The sequence below is a fragment of the Curtobacterium sp. Csp1 genome, from assembly GCF_013347185.1.
In genome coordinates this window covers 4,021,205-4,036,883 of sequence record NZ_CP054594.1, presented here as the reverse complement: position 1 = coordinate 4,036,883, position 15,679 = coordinate 4,021,205, and the positions used below count along the sequence as shown (strand labels likewise).

Genomic DNA, 15,679 nt, shown 5'->3' with positions numbered 1-15,679 from the left:
ACGGGTACCACCCCCACAGCGGTACCCGTGTGTCGACGTGACGCTAGCGCGCCTCGTCGACGTCCTTGGCGAGCGTCCCCAGGTAGAGCTCGATGACCTTCGGGTCGTCGGCGAGCTCCCGCCCGGTGCCCGAGTACGCGTTCCGCCCCTGGTCGAGCACGTACCCACGATCGCAGATCTGCAGACAGCGTCGCGCGTTCTGCTCGACCATGATGATCGACACCCCGGCCTTGTTGATCCTGCGGGTGCGGATGAAGGTCTCGTCCTGGCGCACCGGCGACAGTCCCGCGGAGGGCTCGTCGAGCAGCAGCACCTTCGGGTCCATCATCAGGGCACGCGCCATCGCGACGGACTGCCGCTCACCACCGGACAGGGACCCCGCCCGCTGCGTGCGACGCTGGCCGAGGACGGGGAACAGGTCGTAGATGACCTCGAGCCGCTCCGCGAACTTCTTCGGGCGCAGGTACAGGCCCATCTGCAGGTTCTCCTCGATGGAGAGCGAGGGGAAGACGTTGTTCGTCTGGGGGACGAAGCCGACGCCGGCCTGCACGAGCTTGTTCGCCCGGAGGTTCGTGATGTCCTCGCCCTGCAGCGTGACCGATCCTTCGCGGATGGACACGAGACCGAACAGCGCCTTGAGGAGCGTCGACTTCCCGGCGCCGTTCGGGCCGATGATGCCGATGAGCTCGCCCGGGTAGCAGTCCAGGTCGCAGCCGTTGAGGATGTTCACGCCGGGCAGGTAGCCGGCGACGAGGTTCTTGGCGCTGAGGACCGGCTCGCGGTCCAGGGTGGCCACCGGAGACGGACCGGAGGCGCGGCTCGCGTCGGCTGCGTTCGTTGCGTCGGTCATCGGGTCGCCTCCTGCTCGTCTTCTTCCTTGACCTCTTCGGCGAGTTCCTCGTAGGTCTCCTCGGTGAGGAGCGCGTCGTCGCCCAGGTCCGTGTCGTGGTGCGCACCGAGGTACGCGTCGATGACCGCGCGGTCGTCCATCACGGTGTCGGCCGGCCCCTCGGCGACGACCTTGCCCTCGGCCATCACCACGACCCAGTCCGAGATGTGCCGGACCATGTGCATGTCGTGCTCGACGAACAGCACGGTCATGCCGTCGTCGCGCAGGGACTTGATGTGCCCGAGCAGCGACTGGGTCAGCGCCGGGTTCACGCCGGCCATCGGCTCGTCGAGCATGATCATCGTCGGGTCGGACATCAGCGCCCGGGCCATCTCGAGCAGCTTCCGCTGGCCGCCGGAGAGGGACCCCGCGTAGTCGTCCTTCTTCTCGAGCAGCTTGAACCGGGCGAGCAGGTCCTCGGCCTTGGCGGTGATCTCCTGCTCGCGCTTAGACCAGAGCGGCTTGACGAGGGCGGCGAAGAAGTTCTCGCCGGGCTGGTCGCGGGCGCCGAGCAGCATGTTCTGCATGACGGTGAGGCGGCTCAGCGCCTTCGTCAGCTGGAACGTGCGGACCATGCCCTTGTTCGCGATGTGGGTCGCGCTGGTCTTCTGCAGGGTCGCGCCGTCGAACGTCGTGCGGGCGCCGGGGCTCGGCTTGTCGAACCCGGTGAGCAGGTTGAAGAAGGTCGTCTTCCCGGCACCGTTCGGGCCGATCAGCGCCGTGATGGTGCCGCGCTGCACCTCGAGGTGGTCGACGTCGACCGCGGTCATGCCGCCGAAGTGGCGGGTGACCGTGTCGACCGTGAGGATCGGGTCGGTCTTGCTGTGGGCGTACGGCTCAGACACTGAACGTCAGCTCCTTCTTGTTGCCGAGGAGTCCCTGTGGACGGAACACGATGAGGAGCATGAGCGCGACGCCGACGAGCACGTAGGAGAACTGTTCGGCCTGCTGGGCGTTCATGATCGAGTCGGGGATGAAGTCCCCCGCGAGGGTCCGGATGAACAGGCGGACCACGAAGAAGAGCACGGCCCCGAGGACCGGACCGAAGACCGTCGCCGCACCGCCGAGGATGAGCGCCGTCCAGATGAAGAAGGTCATCGACCGACCCATCGCGTCCGGCTGCACCGAACTCGGCAGGACGTAGATGACCCCGGCGAGTGCACCGAGCGCGCCACCGAACACGAGCGCCTGCATCTTGTACGAGTAGACGTTCTTGCCGAGGGAGCGGACGGCGTCCTCGTCCTCGCGGATGGCCTTCACGACACGGCCCCACGGGCTGCGCATGAGCAGGAACAGCACCAGGGTGAACAGGGCGACGAGGCCCCAGGCCGCGATGCGGATCCACCAGCCGTTGACGCCGTTGTTCGAGTACGTGAACCACAGGATGCTCGTGGTGCCGTCGGGCAGCGGGCTGAGCGCGTTGAACGGGTCGCGGTACGCCGAGCCGGCGATGCCGTTCGAGCCGCCGGTCGTGGTGGTCAGCAGGCTCGAGCGGCCGACCATGCGGATGATCTCGGCGCCGGAGATCGTCACGATCGCCAGGTAGTCGCCGCGCAACCGCAGGGTCGGGATGCCGAGGATCACCGCGAAGACGATCGCGACGGCGAGCGCCACCAGCACGGCGACGACGAAGGGCAGGCCGTTCGTGATCGAGATCGCGAAGCCGTAGGCGCCGAGCAGCAGGAACGCCGCCTGGCCCATGTTGATCAGGCCGGTGAGGCCGAAGTGCACGTTCAGGCCGATCGCGGCCAGGGCGAACGCCGCCGTGGTGGGGGCGAGGGCCTCCTGCGTCAGCGAGCTGAGCAGGTTCAGGATGTAGTCCATGTCGCAGCTCCCTTAGCCGATGCGCTCGGCGCGACCGAAGATGCCCTGCGGCCGGAACAGCAGGATGAGGATGAGGATGACGAGCGCCGTGGCGTACTTGAAGTCGCCGGGGAGCACGAGGTTGGTGAGCTCGACGACGACGCCGATGATCATCGAGCCGACGAGACATGAGCAGGAGCAGCTGGAGACCGGTCTGCCAGTTCACGCCGTTCAGCACGAGGCCGAGCATCACGCCGGACAGGCCCGCCAGACCGGCGGCGAGCGTCCACACGAACCGGATCACCCGGTCGACGTCGATGCCGGACGCCGCGGCGAGCGCCGGGTTGTCCGAGACCGCGCGGGTGGCCCGGCCGAAGCGGGTCTTCGCGAGGAAGAGTCCGGTGCCGACGAGCACGACGAGCGCGATCGCCATCGCGACGTAGGACTGCACCGTCAGGGTGAGTCCGGCGAACGTGACCGTCTCCGGGTTGCCCTGCTGGATGCGGACCGTCGAGGCACCGAAGAAGTACTGGAACGCGTACTGGGCGGCGATCGACAGACCGATCGTCACGATCATGAGCTGCGTCAGGCTGATCCGCTTGCGGCGCAGTGGCTTCCAGATCGCGGCGTCCTGCAGGTAGCCGGTGGCCGCGCAGAGCAGCGTGACCACGATCCCGGTCACCCAGATGTTCCACCCGAGCTGGTTCGCGAAGACGTAGGCGAGCAGACCGCCGAGGGTCACCTGCTCGCCGTGCGAGAAGCTCGACAGGCCGGTCGTGCCGTAGATCAGCGAGAGGCCGACGGACGCGAGGGCGATGAGCAGGCCGAGCCGGATGCCGGAGGCGAGCTGCTGCCAGGCCCGGGCGAACGTCAGGCTCGACGAGTCGGTGTCGGTCGTCGCGCCCTGCTGGTCGGAGAGCTGGAAGATCTGCCCGACGTTGGCGTTCAGCGTGGCGTTGACCTTGCGGTCGGCGTCCGCGGCGTTCGTCAGGTACTGGCCCTTCGGCAGCGATCCCTGGTCGACGCTCACCGTGTACTGGCCGGCCGTCGTCACGCTCACGGACCAGCGGCCGGTGTCGTCGGTGGACGCGGTCTGCGCGAAGCCGCCGGGGCCGGTCACGTCGACGTCGATGCCCTTCGCGGGCTTCCGCTCGGAGTCGAGGATGGTGCCCCGGATGCAGCCGTTGGTGGGGCTCACGGCGCAGGGCCCGGTGCTGGCCGGGGCGCTCGCTGGGGCGCTGGCCGGGCTGCTGCTGCTGGCGGTGACGCTGCCGGCGGTGACGCTGCTGGCGGTGACGCTGCTAGTGCTGCTGGTGGTGCTCGTCGCCGCCTCCGCCGCGGGCGACACTGCCCAGTCGACGGCGAAGGTGGCGAGGAAGGCGAGGAAGAGCACGGCGGCGAGGACCAGGCGACTGCGACCTGGAGCCCCGCGGCGGAGCCGGCGCATGAGCGCTGACCCCGGGGGAGTGATGGAACCCACGGATGAGCCTCTCGTTCGGATAGTCGAGGACCCTAGGGATTTTTTGTGTCCCCCGTGTTTCCGTCACGTCTCCTGCACAAATCGTGCTGCTTTCGTGACCGATGCCCTGTCGATCCGCACCAATCCGCCCGTCCGGCCGGTACAGGATTCTCAGGAACCGTTTCGCGCGTCACGGACACGGCCGGGCGCGGCCCCGCTCACCGGCACCGTGCGGCCTGCTCGCCGGCGCCGTGCGGCCTGCCCGCCGTGGGCCGTCGGAATGGCACGTGTACCGCGCGCGTTACCATGGCCCATCGGGAACCCGACGACGCGCCCCGGTGCCCACCACTTCACCTCGCCCACGAAGGGGACCCATGGACCAGCCGGATCCGTTCGGATTCATCGGACTCACGTACGACGACGTCATGCTCCTGCCGGGGCACACCGACGTCATCCCGAGCGAGGCGTCCACGACGTCCCGGCTCACCAAGCGCATCTCGGTCAACGTCCCGCTGCTGTCCGCAGCGATGGACACCGTGACCGAGGCCCGGATGGCGATCGCGATGGCTCGTCAGGGCGGCATCGGCATCCTGCACCGCAACATGTCGATCGAGGACCAGGCGGCGTACGTCGACAAGGTCAAGCGCTCCGAGTCCGGCATGATCACGAACCCGGTCACCACGACCCCGGACGCGACCGTCGCCGACGTCGACGCGATCTGCGGCCAGTTCCGTGTCTCCGGCCTCCCGGTCGTCGAGTCGGACGGCACGCTCGTCGGCATCATCACGAACCGGGACATGCGCTTCGTCGCCCCGTTCGAGATGGCCTCCACGCTCGTCCGCGACGTCATGACCAAGGCGCCGCTCGTCACCGCGCTCGAGGGCATCGACCCCGAGGACGCCGTGGCGATCTTCGCGCAGCACAAGATCGAGAAGCTCCCGCTGGTGGACGCCGACGGCAAGCTCCGCGGCCTCATCACCGTCAAGGACTTCGACAAGAGCGAGAAGTACCCGGACGCCACGAAGGACGACGAGGGCCGCCTGCGGGTGGGCGCGGCCATCGGCTTCTTCGGTGACGCCTGGCAGCGCGCCGAGGCCCTGCGCGACGCGGGCGTCGACGTGCTCGTGGTCGACACCGCGAACGGCGAGAGCGAGGGCGTCCTCGACATGGTCCGTCGCCTGAAGGCGGACGCCTCGTTCGCCGGCATCGACGTGATCGGCGGCAACGTCGCGACGCGGCAGGGTGCGCAGGCGCTCATCGACGCGGGTGTCGACGCGGTCAAGGTCGGCGTCGGCCCCGGTTCGATCTGCACCACGCGCGTCGTCGCGGGTGTCGGCGTGCCGCAGGTCACCGCCGTGTACGAGGCGTCGCTCGCCGCGCGGGAGGCCGGCGTGCCGGTCATCGCCGACGGCGGCCTGCAGTACTCGGGCGACATCGCCAAGGCCCTGGTCGCGGGTGCGGACACCGTGATGCTCGGCTCGCTCCTCGCCGGCACCGACGAGTCCCCCGGCGACCTGGTGTTCGTCGGCGGCAAGCAGTACAAGGCCTACCGCGGGATGGGCTCCCTCGGCGCCCTGCAGACGCGCGGCGAGAAGACCTCGTACTCGAAGGACCGCTACTTCCAGGCCGACGTCCCCTCGGACGAGAAGCTCATCCCCGAGGGCATCGAGGGCCAGGTCCCCTACCGCGGCTCCGTGGCGAACGCCGTCTACCAGCTCGTCGGCGGCCTGCGTCAGTCGATGTTCTACGTCGGCGGCCGCACCGTGCCCGAGCTCAAGGCCCGCGGCAAGTTCGTCCGCATCACGGCCGCGGGGCTCAAGGAGTCGCACCCCCACGACATCAAGATGGTCGTCGAGGCCCCGAACTACCGCGGCTGACCCCGGCCCGGCCCGGCCCGGCTCGACCGCTTCTGCACGAGACGCCCCCGAACGCGCGAGACGCCCCCGAATCCGGGGGCGTCTCGTCTGTTCGGGGGCGTCTCATCGTCACCAGGCCGTGTTGCGTCGTCCTCCACCACCCCACCTGGACGGGAGGCGCTCCACAGGTCCGTCCCGTTCGCCACCGACCGACGTGTGGTCGCGTCAGTGTGGTCGCCATGACATCGATCCCCACCTTCCGGCCCGGCCGACCGGTGGTCGTGCGCCGTCCCGCTGACCTGGCAGACCCGGTCCGGCTGTTCCACGGCGCAGCTGTCGAGCGCCGGGAGTGGGAGGCCCTGGACGCGCTCGGGCGACGGCAGTTGGTCGTGCGGTCCCGCATCGCTGCCCTGCAACGCCGCGTGGTCGCATCCCATCGGTCCGCCGGGGCACTCTGGGGGCTTCCAGAACTCGGTCGGTGGGACTCGCGGCTGCACGTCGTCGACCCGGGCATCGCCAAGACCCACGTCGGGCGCGGCGTCGTCCGACACGCGGGTCAGATCGCCTCGGACGAGATCGCCGAGCTCTCGGGGACGCCCGTGACGTCCCTGCTGCGGACCGTGACCGACATCGCGCACACCGTTCCGCTCCGGCACGGTGTCGTCGTCCTCGACCACGTCCTGCACACCGGGCACATGGACCGTCCGGCACTGCAGCGAGCGTTCGACCAGCGCGCGGGTCGGCGCGGCAACCGCGTGGCGAGGTCTGCACTGGACCTGGCCGACGCCGCGTCGGAGTCGCCCGGTGAGTCGAGCAGCCGTGTCTTTCCGGGTCGACTTCTGGTGGCCGGACGTCGGGGTCGTCGGCGAGTTCGACGGTCGCGTCAAGTACGACGACCGGGACGTGCTGTGGGCCGAGAAGCGACGGGAGGACGCGCTGCGACGACTCCCCCAGGTGTCCGGCTTCGCGCGGTGGGGCATGCGCGAGGCAGGCGACCCCGTCCTCCTCGCCCACGTGCTCCTGGCAGCGGGCGTGCCGCCCGCGGTGCTCGAGACGCCCCCAGATGCTCGAGACGCCTGCGCCCAAGGCGGCGTCTCGGCGGGAAGGAGGCGTCTCGACGGGAAGGCGGCGTCTCGGAAGGACCGCTCCACAGGCTCGCGACCGTCCGGACGGACTCCTCATCAGGGGTTCCGGTGCAGCCGTACAGATGAGTCACGGGTCTGTAACGAAACGTCCAGGGGAGGTCGACGGACACACACGCGAAACACATCGGCCCTAGTTTTCTCGGCAACCCACGCGGAGGTGCGGCACGGATGACCAGAACCACCCGTGCCACCACGGCACTGGCAGTGGCGGGAGCGGCAGCGCTCCTCCTCGCCGCGTGTTCCACCACCGGCAGCGCCGGGACCGACTCCTCCGCCTCGGCGAGCGGCGCGAAGAAGGACCCGGCCGCGGATCGGCACGATCCTGCCCCTCACCGGCACCCTGTCGTACCTGAACCCCCCGGCCGAGTCCGGTGTGGGCCTGGCCGTCGAGGACATCAACGCCGCGGGCGGCGTGCTCGACAAGGACGTCAGCATCGACCCGGCGACGGACTCCGGCGACAGCAACGACATGACCGTGTCGAGCTCGGCGGCGACGAAGCTCGTGAACGCCAAGGTCCCGGTCGCGATCGGCGCCGAGTCCTCGAGCGTCACGCTCAACGTCATCGACCAGCTGACGAGCAACTGCATCGTCGAGATCTCGCCCGCGAACACGGCGACCTCGCTCTCCGGCTACTCGTCGTACTACTACCGGACCGCTCCGCCGGACTCGGTGCAGGGCTCGGCGCTCGGCCAGCTCGTCACGGGTGACGGCAACGCCAAGGTCGCGTTCCTGGTCTTCAACGACACGTACGGCACGGGTCTCCGCGACACCGTTCAGAAGGCGATCGAGGCCTCTGGTGGTCAGGTCGTGTACGGCGGCAAGGGCAAGGGTCAGGAGTTCCCGCCCGGACAGACGACGTTCTCGTCCGAGGTCACCGCGGCGCTCGCCACGAAGCCGGACGCCATCGTCGTGCTCGCCTTCGACGAGACGAAGTCGATCATCCCCGAGCTCAAGTCGCAGAACGCGGACATGGCGAAGATCTACATGTCCGACGGCAACACCGCGGACTACTCGAAGGACTTCGACAAGGGCACCCTCGAGGGCGCTCAGGGCACCATCCCCGGCGCGAGCCCGAAGGACGAGCTGAAGCAGCGCCTGTCGGACTACTACCAGAAGACCGCCGGCAAGCCGCTCTCGGACTACTCGTACGCGGCCGCCGGCACCATCCAGAAGAACATGGCCGCGGTGTCCGGCGCCGACGGCGGGACCGAGTGCACCACCTTCGCCGACTGCAAGAAGCTGCTCGACGAGGGCAAGGACATCCACTACACCGGTCCGTCCGGCATCGGTCCGTTCGACTCGAAGAACGACCCGTCGAGCGCCTACATCGGCATCTACAAGTTCGACGGTGACAACAAGCCCGTGTACCAGAGCGCCATCCAGGGCTCGGTCTCGAAGTAGGCACGAACCACCCCGCACCACACGTCGGCCCCGGATCTCATCGAGATCCGGGGCCGACGTGCGTGCCGCCGACGGTCGCGCGCTCGCCCTGTCGGCGCGAGACTCGTTTCCTCGGACGGTTTCGCGGCATCGACGCCGCGGATGTGTCCGCATGGGCGAGACTCGGCGCCGCGGGCGGGCGGCACCAGCTCCGGCAGGCGCGCAGGCGGCCGGCCTGGAGGCACGGGTCGGGCCCGTCAGACCGGCTCGGCCGCCGTGGGTGCGAGCGTCCGGCGCCGCGCTGCCCGGGCCGCCGCGCCGGCGGCATCGCCTCGTGCTGCACGACGACCCCGACGAGCAGCTGCATCACCGGTGCGAGGTACTGCGTCAACCCGAGCGTGGACAGGCTCACCCGCCGCGCCGAGGACGCGAAGAGCAGCAGTGGCACGGCCGTCGCGGGCCCGGTCAGCACCGTGACGAGGACGTGCGGCCAGCCCTCGCTCGTGAAGGTCACCCCACCGTCGAGGCCGGTGACCCCGAGCACGACGAGCACGCCCACGGCGATCGGCAGGAGCCAGAGCGTCTCGATCGTCAGCCCGCTCAACGCGTCGATCGTCCCGCCGACGCGCTTCTTCACCAGCCCGTACAACCCGAACGAGAACGCCAGCGTCAGCGAGATCCACGGGACCTGGCCGTAGCCGACGGCGATGACGACGACCGCCACGATGCTGATGCCGACCGCGGCCCACTGCGCCGCACGGAGCCGTTCGCGGAGCACCACGATCCCGAGGGCGATCGTCACGAGCGGGTTGATGAAGTACCCGAGGGCGGCTTCGCAGGATGAGGACGGCCGCGATGCCCATCACGAGCATCACCCGGCGCTGGGCCAGCAGGGAGCGGGTGCGGAGCCACGAGCGGGTGACGGCGATCGCGACGGCACAGAAGACCAGCCCGAAGACGATCCGCCACGCGACGATCTCGAACGCGCCGGCGGGGGCCATCGCCGCGAAGAGCAACGGCATGAGTCCCCACAGCCCATACGCGACGATCGCCTGGACGACACCGACGGATGCCTCGGAACGGGCGGGGCGCGTCGGGGTCGGTTCACTCACGGAACCATCCTAGGAAGCCGGAGCGACGCGGCGGGCCGGACGCGATCCGCACGCCCGCCGGACGCGTGCCGCACGCACGAACGCCCCGCCGGCCGGAGCCGAGCGGGGCGTTCGTCAGGAGCTGGGTGTCAGCGCTCGATGACCGCGAGGACGTCGCGAGCCGAGAGGACCAGCAGGTCCTCGCCCGTCGCCGACGGCGACGTCGAGCGGCACGCGGTTGCCGTTGTCGTCGATGCGACCGGGGCCCACGGCGACGACCTCGCCCTCCTGGGGCTTCTCCTTCGCGGTGTCCGGGATGACCAGGCCGGAAGCAGTGGTCTGCTCCGCCTCGACCTGGCGGATGACGATGCGATCCTCGAGCGGCTTGATGGTGACGGCCACGGTGACCTCTTCTTTCTCGGTACTGACTCGGTACAGATGGGAACCGGTTGGCACTACGCACAGGAGAGTGCCAACGCGAGTCTAGGGACAGTCTGGCACTCGGTCAATCCGAGTGCCAGGCGGCTCCGGCCCTCTCGGCGACCTGGGAGGATCGAGGCGTGGACGCCGCCGATCTCGCACAGCTGCTGACCCCCGAGGGGATGGCCCTGCTCGACCGTACCCCCGGCATCTCCGACGGCGGCGAGATCGTCCGCGTCGTCTCCCGGCTCCGCGCCGAGGGCCACGACCCGGGGCTCGTCGCCGCCGTGCTCACCCAGGCGCGACTGCGACAGCGGGCCCGCGGCAAGTTCGGCGACTTCGCCGGGCGCATGCTCTTCACCGAGGCCGGACTCGAGCAGGCGACCCGGCTGCAGGTCGCCGCGTTGCACGCCGGACGCTTCGTCGGCGCCGGACTCACGCGGGTCGCCGACCTCGGCTGCGGGATCGGCGGCGACGCGCTGGCGATGGCCGCGCTCGACCTCGACGTCACCGCCGTCGACCGTGACGAGGTCACGGCTGCCGTCGCGACGCACAACCTCGCGCCGTGGCCGAACGCCCGGGTGGAGCTCGGCGACGCGGCCGGGTTCGACCTCGGTCGGGTGGACGGCGTGTGGATGGACCCGGCTCGTCGGACCGCCGGGCACGCGAACACCCGACGGCTGGCGGACCCGGACGACTGGTCGCCGTCGCTCGACACGGTCTTCGCGGCCGCGACGACCACCCCGACGGGCGTCAAGCTCGGGCCGGGGATCGACCGCGACCTCATCCCGGACACGCTCGAGGCGCAGTGGGTCTCCGTCGACCGCGAGGTCGTCGAGCTCGTGCTCTGGTCCGGTCCCCTCGCCCGCCCGGGCATCCGACGTGCCGCGACGGTCATCGGCGCACACGGCACCGCGGAGCTGACCGCGCCCGGGGACACCGAGGACGTCGAGGTCGGCCCCGTCGGCGACTACCTGTACGAGCCGGACGGCGCGGTGATCCGCGCGCGGCTGATCGGGGACCTCGTCCGGTCGCTCGACGGGCGGATGCTGTCCGACGGCATCGCCTACGTGACCTCGGACCGTCCGGTGGCGACGCCGTTCGCGCAGGGCTTCCGGGTGCTCGACACGATGCCGCTCGACGTGAAGCAGCTCGCGGCACGCCTGGCGGCGGAGGACGTGGGCACCGTCGAGATCAAGAAGCGCGGCGTGGACGTCGACCCGGCGCAGTTCCGGAAGCGGCTGCGGCTGCGGGGCCGGCGCGCGGTCACGCTCGTGCTCACCCGCCTGGAGGGACGGCACACGGCGATCCTGTGCGAGCGGCTCGTCGACGTGGCTGGCTGAGCACGCCACGGACGAGGACGGGCCCCGCGCGGTTGCGCGGGGCCCGTCGTCGTGGTCGTCCGGGTTCGTCAGCCGACGAAGGCGCCGGAGTCGTAGCCGTAGGGGTCGGAGTACGAGCTGCTGAAGCCGGCGAAGACCACGAGCGCGATGATCCACAGGATCCAGAAGCCGGTCATCACCCAACCGGCGATGATGCCGGTCAGGGCGAGGGCACGGCCGCCCTCACCGTTCTGCTTGATCTTGCCGAGGGCGATGTGGCCGAGGATCGCACCGGCGGGGCCGAGCAGGATCGCCATGAAGAAGAGCGGGATCGCCCCGAGGCCGAACACGATCGAGAGCACCGCGAGGGTGTTCGTCTTCGGGCGCTGCGCGTACGGCTGGTACCCGGTGGAGGCGTAGGACGCCGCGTACGGGTTCGACTGCTGCTGCGGCTGGGCGTACGGGTTGCTGGGCTGCTGACCGTACTGGCCGCCCTGCTGCTGGCTGTACTGGCCGCCGGACGGCTGCTGGTAGGGGTTCGACTGCTGCTGCGGCTGCGCGTACGGGTTCGACTGCTGCTGGTGCGGTGCCGCGTACGGGTTCGACTGCTGCTGCGGCTGGCCGTACGGGTCCTGCTGCTGGCCGGGTGCCGAGTACGGGTACTGCGGAGCCGACCGGGGCGCGGACTGCGGCGGCTGGGACCCGGACGCGCTCGACGTCGGGTCCGAGGACCCGGTCGAGTTCGACGCGTTCGACGACTCGTCCGGCTTCGGCCACTGGTTCTGATCGGACACCGGTCCACCCCTCTCGGCGCCTGGTCGGTCGACGCCCGACCTGAATCCTCCCACAAGGACCCGCGGCGGGTTCAGCGCCCCGGGCTGCCCGGCCCTCCGTCGGACCGGGACGGGCGTCAGACCTGGACGGTCGTCACCGGCAGCGTCGAGTCCGCGGCGAACCCGAGGTCGCTCGGCGCGTGCCCCTCGGCGACGAGCCGCGCGCCGACCGCCGCGATCATCGCGCCGTTGTCGGTGCACAGATCGAACGGCGGGATGCGCAGCGCGACCCCGGCGGCCGCGCACCGCTCCTCGGCGACGGCCCGCAGCCGCGCGTTCGCGACGACGCCACCGCCGAGCAGCAGTCGGTCGACTCCGGTGTCCCGGCACGCGGCGAGCGCCTTCGTCAGGAGCACGTCGACCACGGCCTCCCGGAAGCTCGCGGCGACGTCGGCGACCGGCACCTCGCGGCCCTCGTCGCGGCACTTCTCGACCCAGCGTGCGACGGCGGTCTTCAGTCCGGAGAACGAGAAGTCGTATCGGTGTGCCGCCATGTCCTTCGGCAGCGTCAGGCCCCGGGGGAACCGGATGGCCGTCGGGTCGCCGTCGGCCGCGGCGCGGTCGATCTGCGGGCCGCCGGGGTACGGCAGCCCGAGGAGCCGTGCGACCTTGTCGAACGCCTCGCCCGCGGCGTCGTCGATCGTCTCGCCGAGCAGCTCGACGTCGCCGACCAGGTCGCGGACGAGCAGCAGCGACGTGTGCCCGCCGGAGACCAGGAGCGCGACGGTCGGCAGCTCGATCGCGGAGTCGTCGGCCCGGAGCACGTCCGCTCCGACGTGCCCGACGAGGTGGTTCACGCCGTACAGCGGCTTGCCGGTGGCGACCGCGAGGGCCTTCGCCGCCCCGACGCCCACCATGAGGGCACCCGCGAGGCCCGGGCCGGCGGTGACCGCGACGGCGTCGAGCTCGTCGAGCGTGACGTCCGCGCGCCGGAGCGCTTCATGCAGGGTCGGGGTCATCGCCTCGAGGTGCGCACGGGCCGCGACCTCCGGGACGACCCCGCCGTACCGGGCGTGCTCCTCCATGCTCGACGCGATGACGTTCGCGAGCAGGGTGGTCCCGCGGACGATGCCCACGCCGGTCTCGTCGCAGCTCGTCTCGATGCCGAGCACCAGGGGACCCGACCCCGGTGCAGTGTCGTCATCCGTGGCGCAGCTCGTCTCGATGCCGAGCACCAGGGGACCCGACCCCGGTGCAGTGTCGTCATCCGTGGCGCAGCTCGTCTCGATGCCGAGCACCAGGGGACCCGACCCCGGTGCAGTGTCGTCATCCGTGGCGCAGCTCGTCTCGATGCCGAGCACCAGGGGACCCGACCCCGGTGCTGTGTCGTCATCCGTGGCGCAGCTCGTCTCGATGCCGAGCACCAGGGGTTCAGTCGCGCTCACCGAGGGTCTCCTGTCCGATGGGTCCGATGCCGGTCGAGGGAGTCGTCGCCGCGCGCTGCGGGAGCGTCGCCCGCATCACCCACGCGTCGACGCCGTCCGGCTGGTAGTAGCGGGGGCGCACCGCGATCTGCTCGAAGCCGGCGGCCGTGTACATGGACTGCGCCACGGGGTTGTCGGCGCGGACCTCGAGGAAGACCTCGTGCACGCCGCGACGCCGGGCCTCGTCGAGCAGTTCGGTGAAGAGCACCTTCCCGAGGCCCCTCCCCCGGTACTCGGCCGCGACCGCGATGGTCTGCACGTCCGCGACGGGGTTCCCCGCCAACGACGACAGTCCCGCGTAGCCGACGACGGACGGAGCCCCGATGACGGTGGGCGCCCCGCTGTCGGTGGTCTCGAGCACGACGTAGTACCCGTGCGGGGACCACAGCTCGCCGGCCATCTGCGCCGCCGACCAGGCATCGGTCGGGAACGAGGCGTGCTCGAGCCACATCACGTCGTCGAGGTCCTGCGGGACCGCCCGGCGCAACCGCAGCCCGTCGGGCAGCTCGCTCACCGGACCACCCGCTTGGGCGCTCCCGGCATCGTCACGTCGGGGTCGCGCAGGTAGAGCGCGGTGTCGTCCGCGAAGGACGCGCCGGACGCGAGCCGGTCCGCGGCGAGTGCCCCGAGCCTCCAGGCCGGGATGGTCGCGACCGTCACGCGGTCCCAGCCCACCGCGTCCGGACGGGCGGCACGGATCGCATCGTCAAGGTCCGCGGGCTTCGCGAGACCAGGACCCGCGACCCGCGTGCCGGTCTGGTCGTACGCGCTCCAGTAGACCTCGCGGCGGCGCGCGTCCGTGAGGACGACGAACGGACCGTCGGCCGCCTGGTCGGCGGCCACCGCGTCGTGGCTGACGAAGGGCAGGACGGGGACGCCGCGTGCCGCGGCGAAGGTGCGGGCGGCGGCGATGCCGACGCGGAGGCCGGTGAAGGGGCCGGGGCCCATGCCGGCGACGACGCCGGTCACGTCGGCGCCGGTGATGCCGGCCTCGGCGAGGACCTCGGCCAGGAACGGGCCGACCACCTCGGCGTGCCGACGGGAGTCGTCGGTGCTGCGCTCGGCGACCGCGCGCCCGGTGGCGGGGTCGACGACGGCGACGGAGGTACCGGCGGACGTGTCGATGGCGAGGAGCACCCGTCCATCGTATGCGTCCGGCGGCCGGTCACCCGAAGTGCGGACAGCGGGCGTTCTGCCCCTGCACTGGGGCATCCCCGACCGCTTGCAGCCGACGTTCGGAAGCCGACAATCCACGGTGCAGGCCGTTCGGGTCGGTCTGCACGGTGCGGGCCCAGGGACGGTCCGCGCCCGAGGGAGCAGCACATGCAGCGCACCACCAGGGGTCGCCCAGGCAGGGACACCGGCCAAGCCGACCGGGACGTTCACGCAGACGTTCCGCGAGGACTTCAGCACTCCGGCGACCGCCGACGGCCCGTTCGCGAAGCGGTACACGAACGCCTGGCAGCCCTACCCGGACGGGATGGGCGACGGCAAGTACTGGTCCGGCTCGCAGGTCAGCGCGCACGACGGGGTGCTCGACGTCACCCTGGACGGCAAGCGCGACGTCGGCGGGACCTTCACCGTGCGGGCGCGGGCGACGGGTGGCGACGGGAACGGGGCGGCCTTCATCGTCTGGCCGAAGTCGAACGTGTGGGCGGACGGCGAGATGGACTTCCCCGAGGGGAACTTCGACCAGGTGCCGTACGCGTTCCACCACTCGATGACGCCCGGCAAGGAGGCGTCGGCGGTCGCCGTCTCGACCAAGGCGTCGTGGCGCGACTGGCACACGTACTCGGTGCAGTGGATCCCGGGCCGATCGGTGACGTACTCGATGGACGGCCGGGTCCTGCAGACCGTGACCCGCGACGTGGCGACCACCCCGCACCGCTTCATGTTCCAGACCGGGAACTGGGGGAAGAAGGGGCACCTGTACATCGACTGGGTGACGATCGCCTCCTGGAAGCCCTGAGCCCGGCGGCGCTCCCGGAGGTTGCACCCCGTCGTCGCATCGACGAGGATGCTGTCCGGTGATGTTCCAGCGGACGCCGAACCCGGA

At 70.8% G+C, this 15,679-nt stretch carries 14 protein-coding genes and 2 pseudogenes; 5 read left to right on the top strand and 11 right to left on the bottom strand.

Annotated elements, in window-relative coordinates; translation table 11 throughout:
* Window positions 1-43: 43 nt before the first annotated feature.
* From HUN58_RS19450 to HUN58_RS19435, 5 genes and pseudogenes are all read right to left on the bottom strand, one after another.
* Window positions 44-850 carry an ABC transporter ATP-binding protein gene (locus HUN58_RS19450; protein WP_229666858.1) on the bottom strand — a complete coding sequence of 269 codons (807 nt, stop codon included), beginning with the start codon at window positions 848-850 and terminating at the stop codon, window positions 44-46.
* A complete protein-coding gene (locus HUN58_RS19445; RefSeq protein WP_180226000.1) occupies window positions 847-1,734 on the bottom strand; it encodes an ABC transporter ATP-binding protein in 888 nt (295 codons plus the stop codon). Before HUN58_RS19445 ends, HUN58_RS19450 begins: the two co-directional genes overlap by 4 nt.
* Complete coding sequence (locus HUN58_RS19440; RefSeq protein ID WP_114849378.1) at window positions 1,727-2,713, bottom strand: branched-chain amino acid ABC transporter permease; 987 nt, start codon at window positions 2,711-2,713, stop codon at window positions 1,727-1,729. The genes HUN58_RS19445 and HUN58_RS19440 overlap by 8 nt, the downstream gene beginning before the upstream one ends.
* A gap of 12 nt (window positions 2,714-2,725) precedes the next feature.
* The gene (locus HUN58_RS20770) at window positions 2,726-2,866 is read right to left on the bottom strand and encodes a hypothetical protein (protein ID WP_254631562.1); all 141 of its coding nucleotides are present in this window, start codon (window positions 2,864-2,866) and stop codon (window positions 2,726-2,728) included.
* 79 nt (window positions 2,867-2,945) lie between these two features.
* Window positions 2,946-4,139, bottom strand: a pseudogene (locus HUN58_RS19435) (branched-chain amino acid ABC transporter permease); the annotation flags it as partial.
* A gap of 386 nt (window positions 4,140-4,525) precedes the next feature.
* On the opposite strand from HUN58_RS19435, the gene guaB reads away from it, so the two are divergent.
* Both guaB and HUN58_RS19425 read left to right on the top strand, forming a co-directional pair.
* Window positions 4,526-6,028, top strand: coding sequence for an IMP dehydrogenase (gene guaB, locus HUN58_RS19430; RefSeq protein WP_114849377.1), 1,503 nt, complete (start codon window positions 4,526-4,528; stop codon window positions 6,026-6,028).
* Window positions 6,029-7,336: 1,308 nt separating this feature from the next.
* Complete coding sequence (locus HUN58_RS19425; RefSeq protein WP_368075776.1) at window positions 7,337-8,554, top strand: ABC transporter substrate-binding protein; 1,218 nt, start codon at window positions 7,337-7,339, stop codon at window positions 8,552-8,554.
* Between the two features lie 37 nt (window positions 8,555-8,591).
* Here the strand turns inward: HUN58_RS19425 and HUN58_RS19420 are convergent, their stop codons facing one another.
* The gene (locus HUN58_RS19420; RefSeq protein ID WP_254631561.1) at window positions 8,592-9,335 is read right to left on the bottom strand and encodes an EamA family transporter; all 744 of its coding nucleotides are present in this window, start codon (window positions 9,333-9,335) and stop codon (window positions 8,592-8,594) included.
* A 53-nt stretch (window positions 9,336-9,388) separates the two neighbouring features.
* Here HUN58_RS19420 and HUN58_RS20765 point away from each other — a divergent pair, with 53 nt between their 5' ends.
* The gene (locus HUN58_RS20765; RefSeq protein ID WP_254631560.1) at window positions 9,389-9,658 is read left to right on the top strand and encodes a hypothetical protein; all 270 of its coding nucleotides are present in this window, start codon (window positions 9,389-9,391) and stop codon (window positions 9,656-9,658) included.
* 115 nt (window positions 9,659-9,773) lie between these two features.
* Here HUN58_RS20765 and HUN58_RS19415 read toward each other — a convergent pair.
* A pseudogene (locus HUN58_RS19415) lies at window positions 9,774-10,026 on the bottom strand (co-chaperone GroES).
* A 158-nt stretch (window positions 10,027-10,184) separates the two neighbouring features.
* On the opposite strand from HUN58_RS19415, the gene HUN58_RS19410 reads away from it, so the two are divergent.
* Window positions 10,185-11,387: a class I SAM-dependent methyltransferase gene (locus HUN58_RS19410; protein WP_180225997.1), complete on the top strand. Its 1,203-nt coding sequence runs from the start codon at window positions 10,185-10,187 to the stop codon at window positions 11,385-11,387.
* Between the two features lie 68 nt (window positions 11,388-11,455).
* Here the strand turns inward: HUN58_RS19410 and HUN58_RS19405 are convergent, their stop codons facing one another.
* The 4 genes from HUN58_RS19405 to tsaB all read right to left on the bottom strand — a co-directional run bounded on the left by HUN58_RS19405 (window position 11,456) and on the right by tsaB (window position 14,760).
* Complete coding sequence (locus tag HUN58_RS19405) at window positions 11,456-12,160, bottom strand: DUF4190 domain-containing protein (protein WP_208745421.1); 705 nt, start codon at window positions 12,158-12,160, stop codon at window positions 11,456-11,458.
* Between the two features lie 116 nt (window positions 12,161-12,276).
* Window positions 12,277-13,365 (bottom strand): tRNA (adenosine(37)-N6)-threonylcarbamoyltransferase complex transferase subunit TsaD, encoded by a 1,089-nt coding sequence (tsaD, locus tag HUN58_RS19400; RefSeq protein WP_368075810.1) that lies wholly within the window; start codon window positions 13,363-13,365, stop codon window positions 12,277-12,279.
* A 205-nt stretch (window positions 13,366-13,570) separates the two neighbouring features.
* Entirely contained in the window at window positions 13,571-14,137 is a 567-nt protein-coding gene (gene rimI / locus HUN58_RS19395; protein WP_306669576.1) for a ribosomal protein S18-alanine N-acetyltransferase, read from the bottom strand.
* The gene (tsaB, locus tag HUN58_RS19390; protein WP_180225996.1) at window positions 14,134-14,760 is read right to left on the bottom strand and encodes a tRNA (adenosine(37)-N6)-threonylcarbamoyltransferase complex dimerization subunit type 1 TsaB; all 627 of its coding nucleotides are present in this window, start codon (window positions 14,758-14,760) and stop codon (window positions 14,134-14,136) included. Before tsaB ends, rimI begins: the two co-directional genes overlap by 4 nt.
* A gap of 118 nt (window positions 14,761-14,878) precedes the next feature.
* On the opposite strand from tsaB, the gene HUN58_RS19385 reads away from it, so the two are divergent.
* Complete coding sequence (locus HUN58_RS19385; RefSeq protein WP_254631559.1) at window positions 14,879-15,592, top strand: glycoside hydrolase family 16 protein; 714 nt, start codon at window positions 14,879-14,881, stop codon at window positions 15,590-15,592.
* Window positions 15,593-15,679 lie beyond the last annotated feature (87 nt).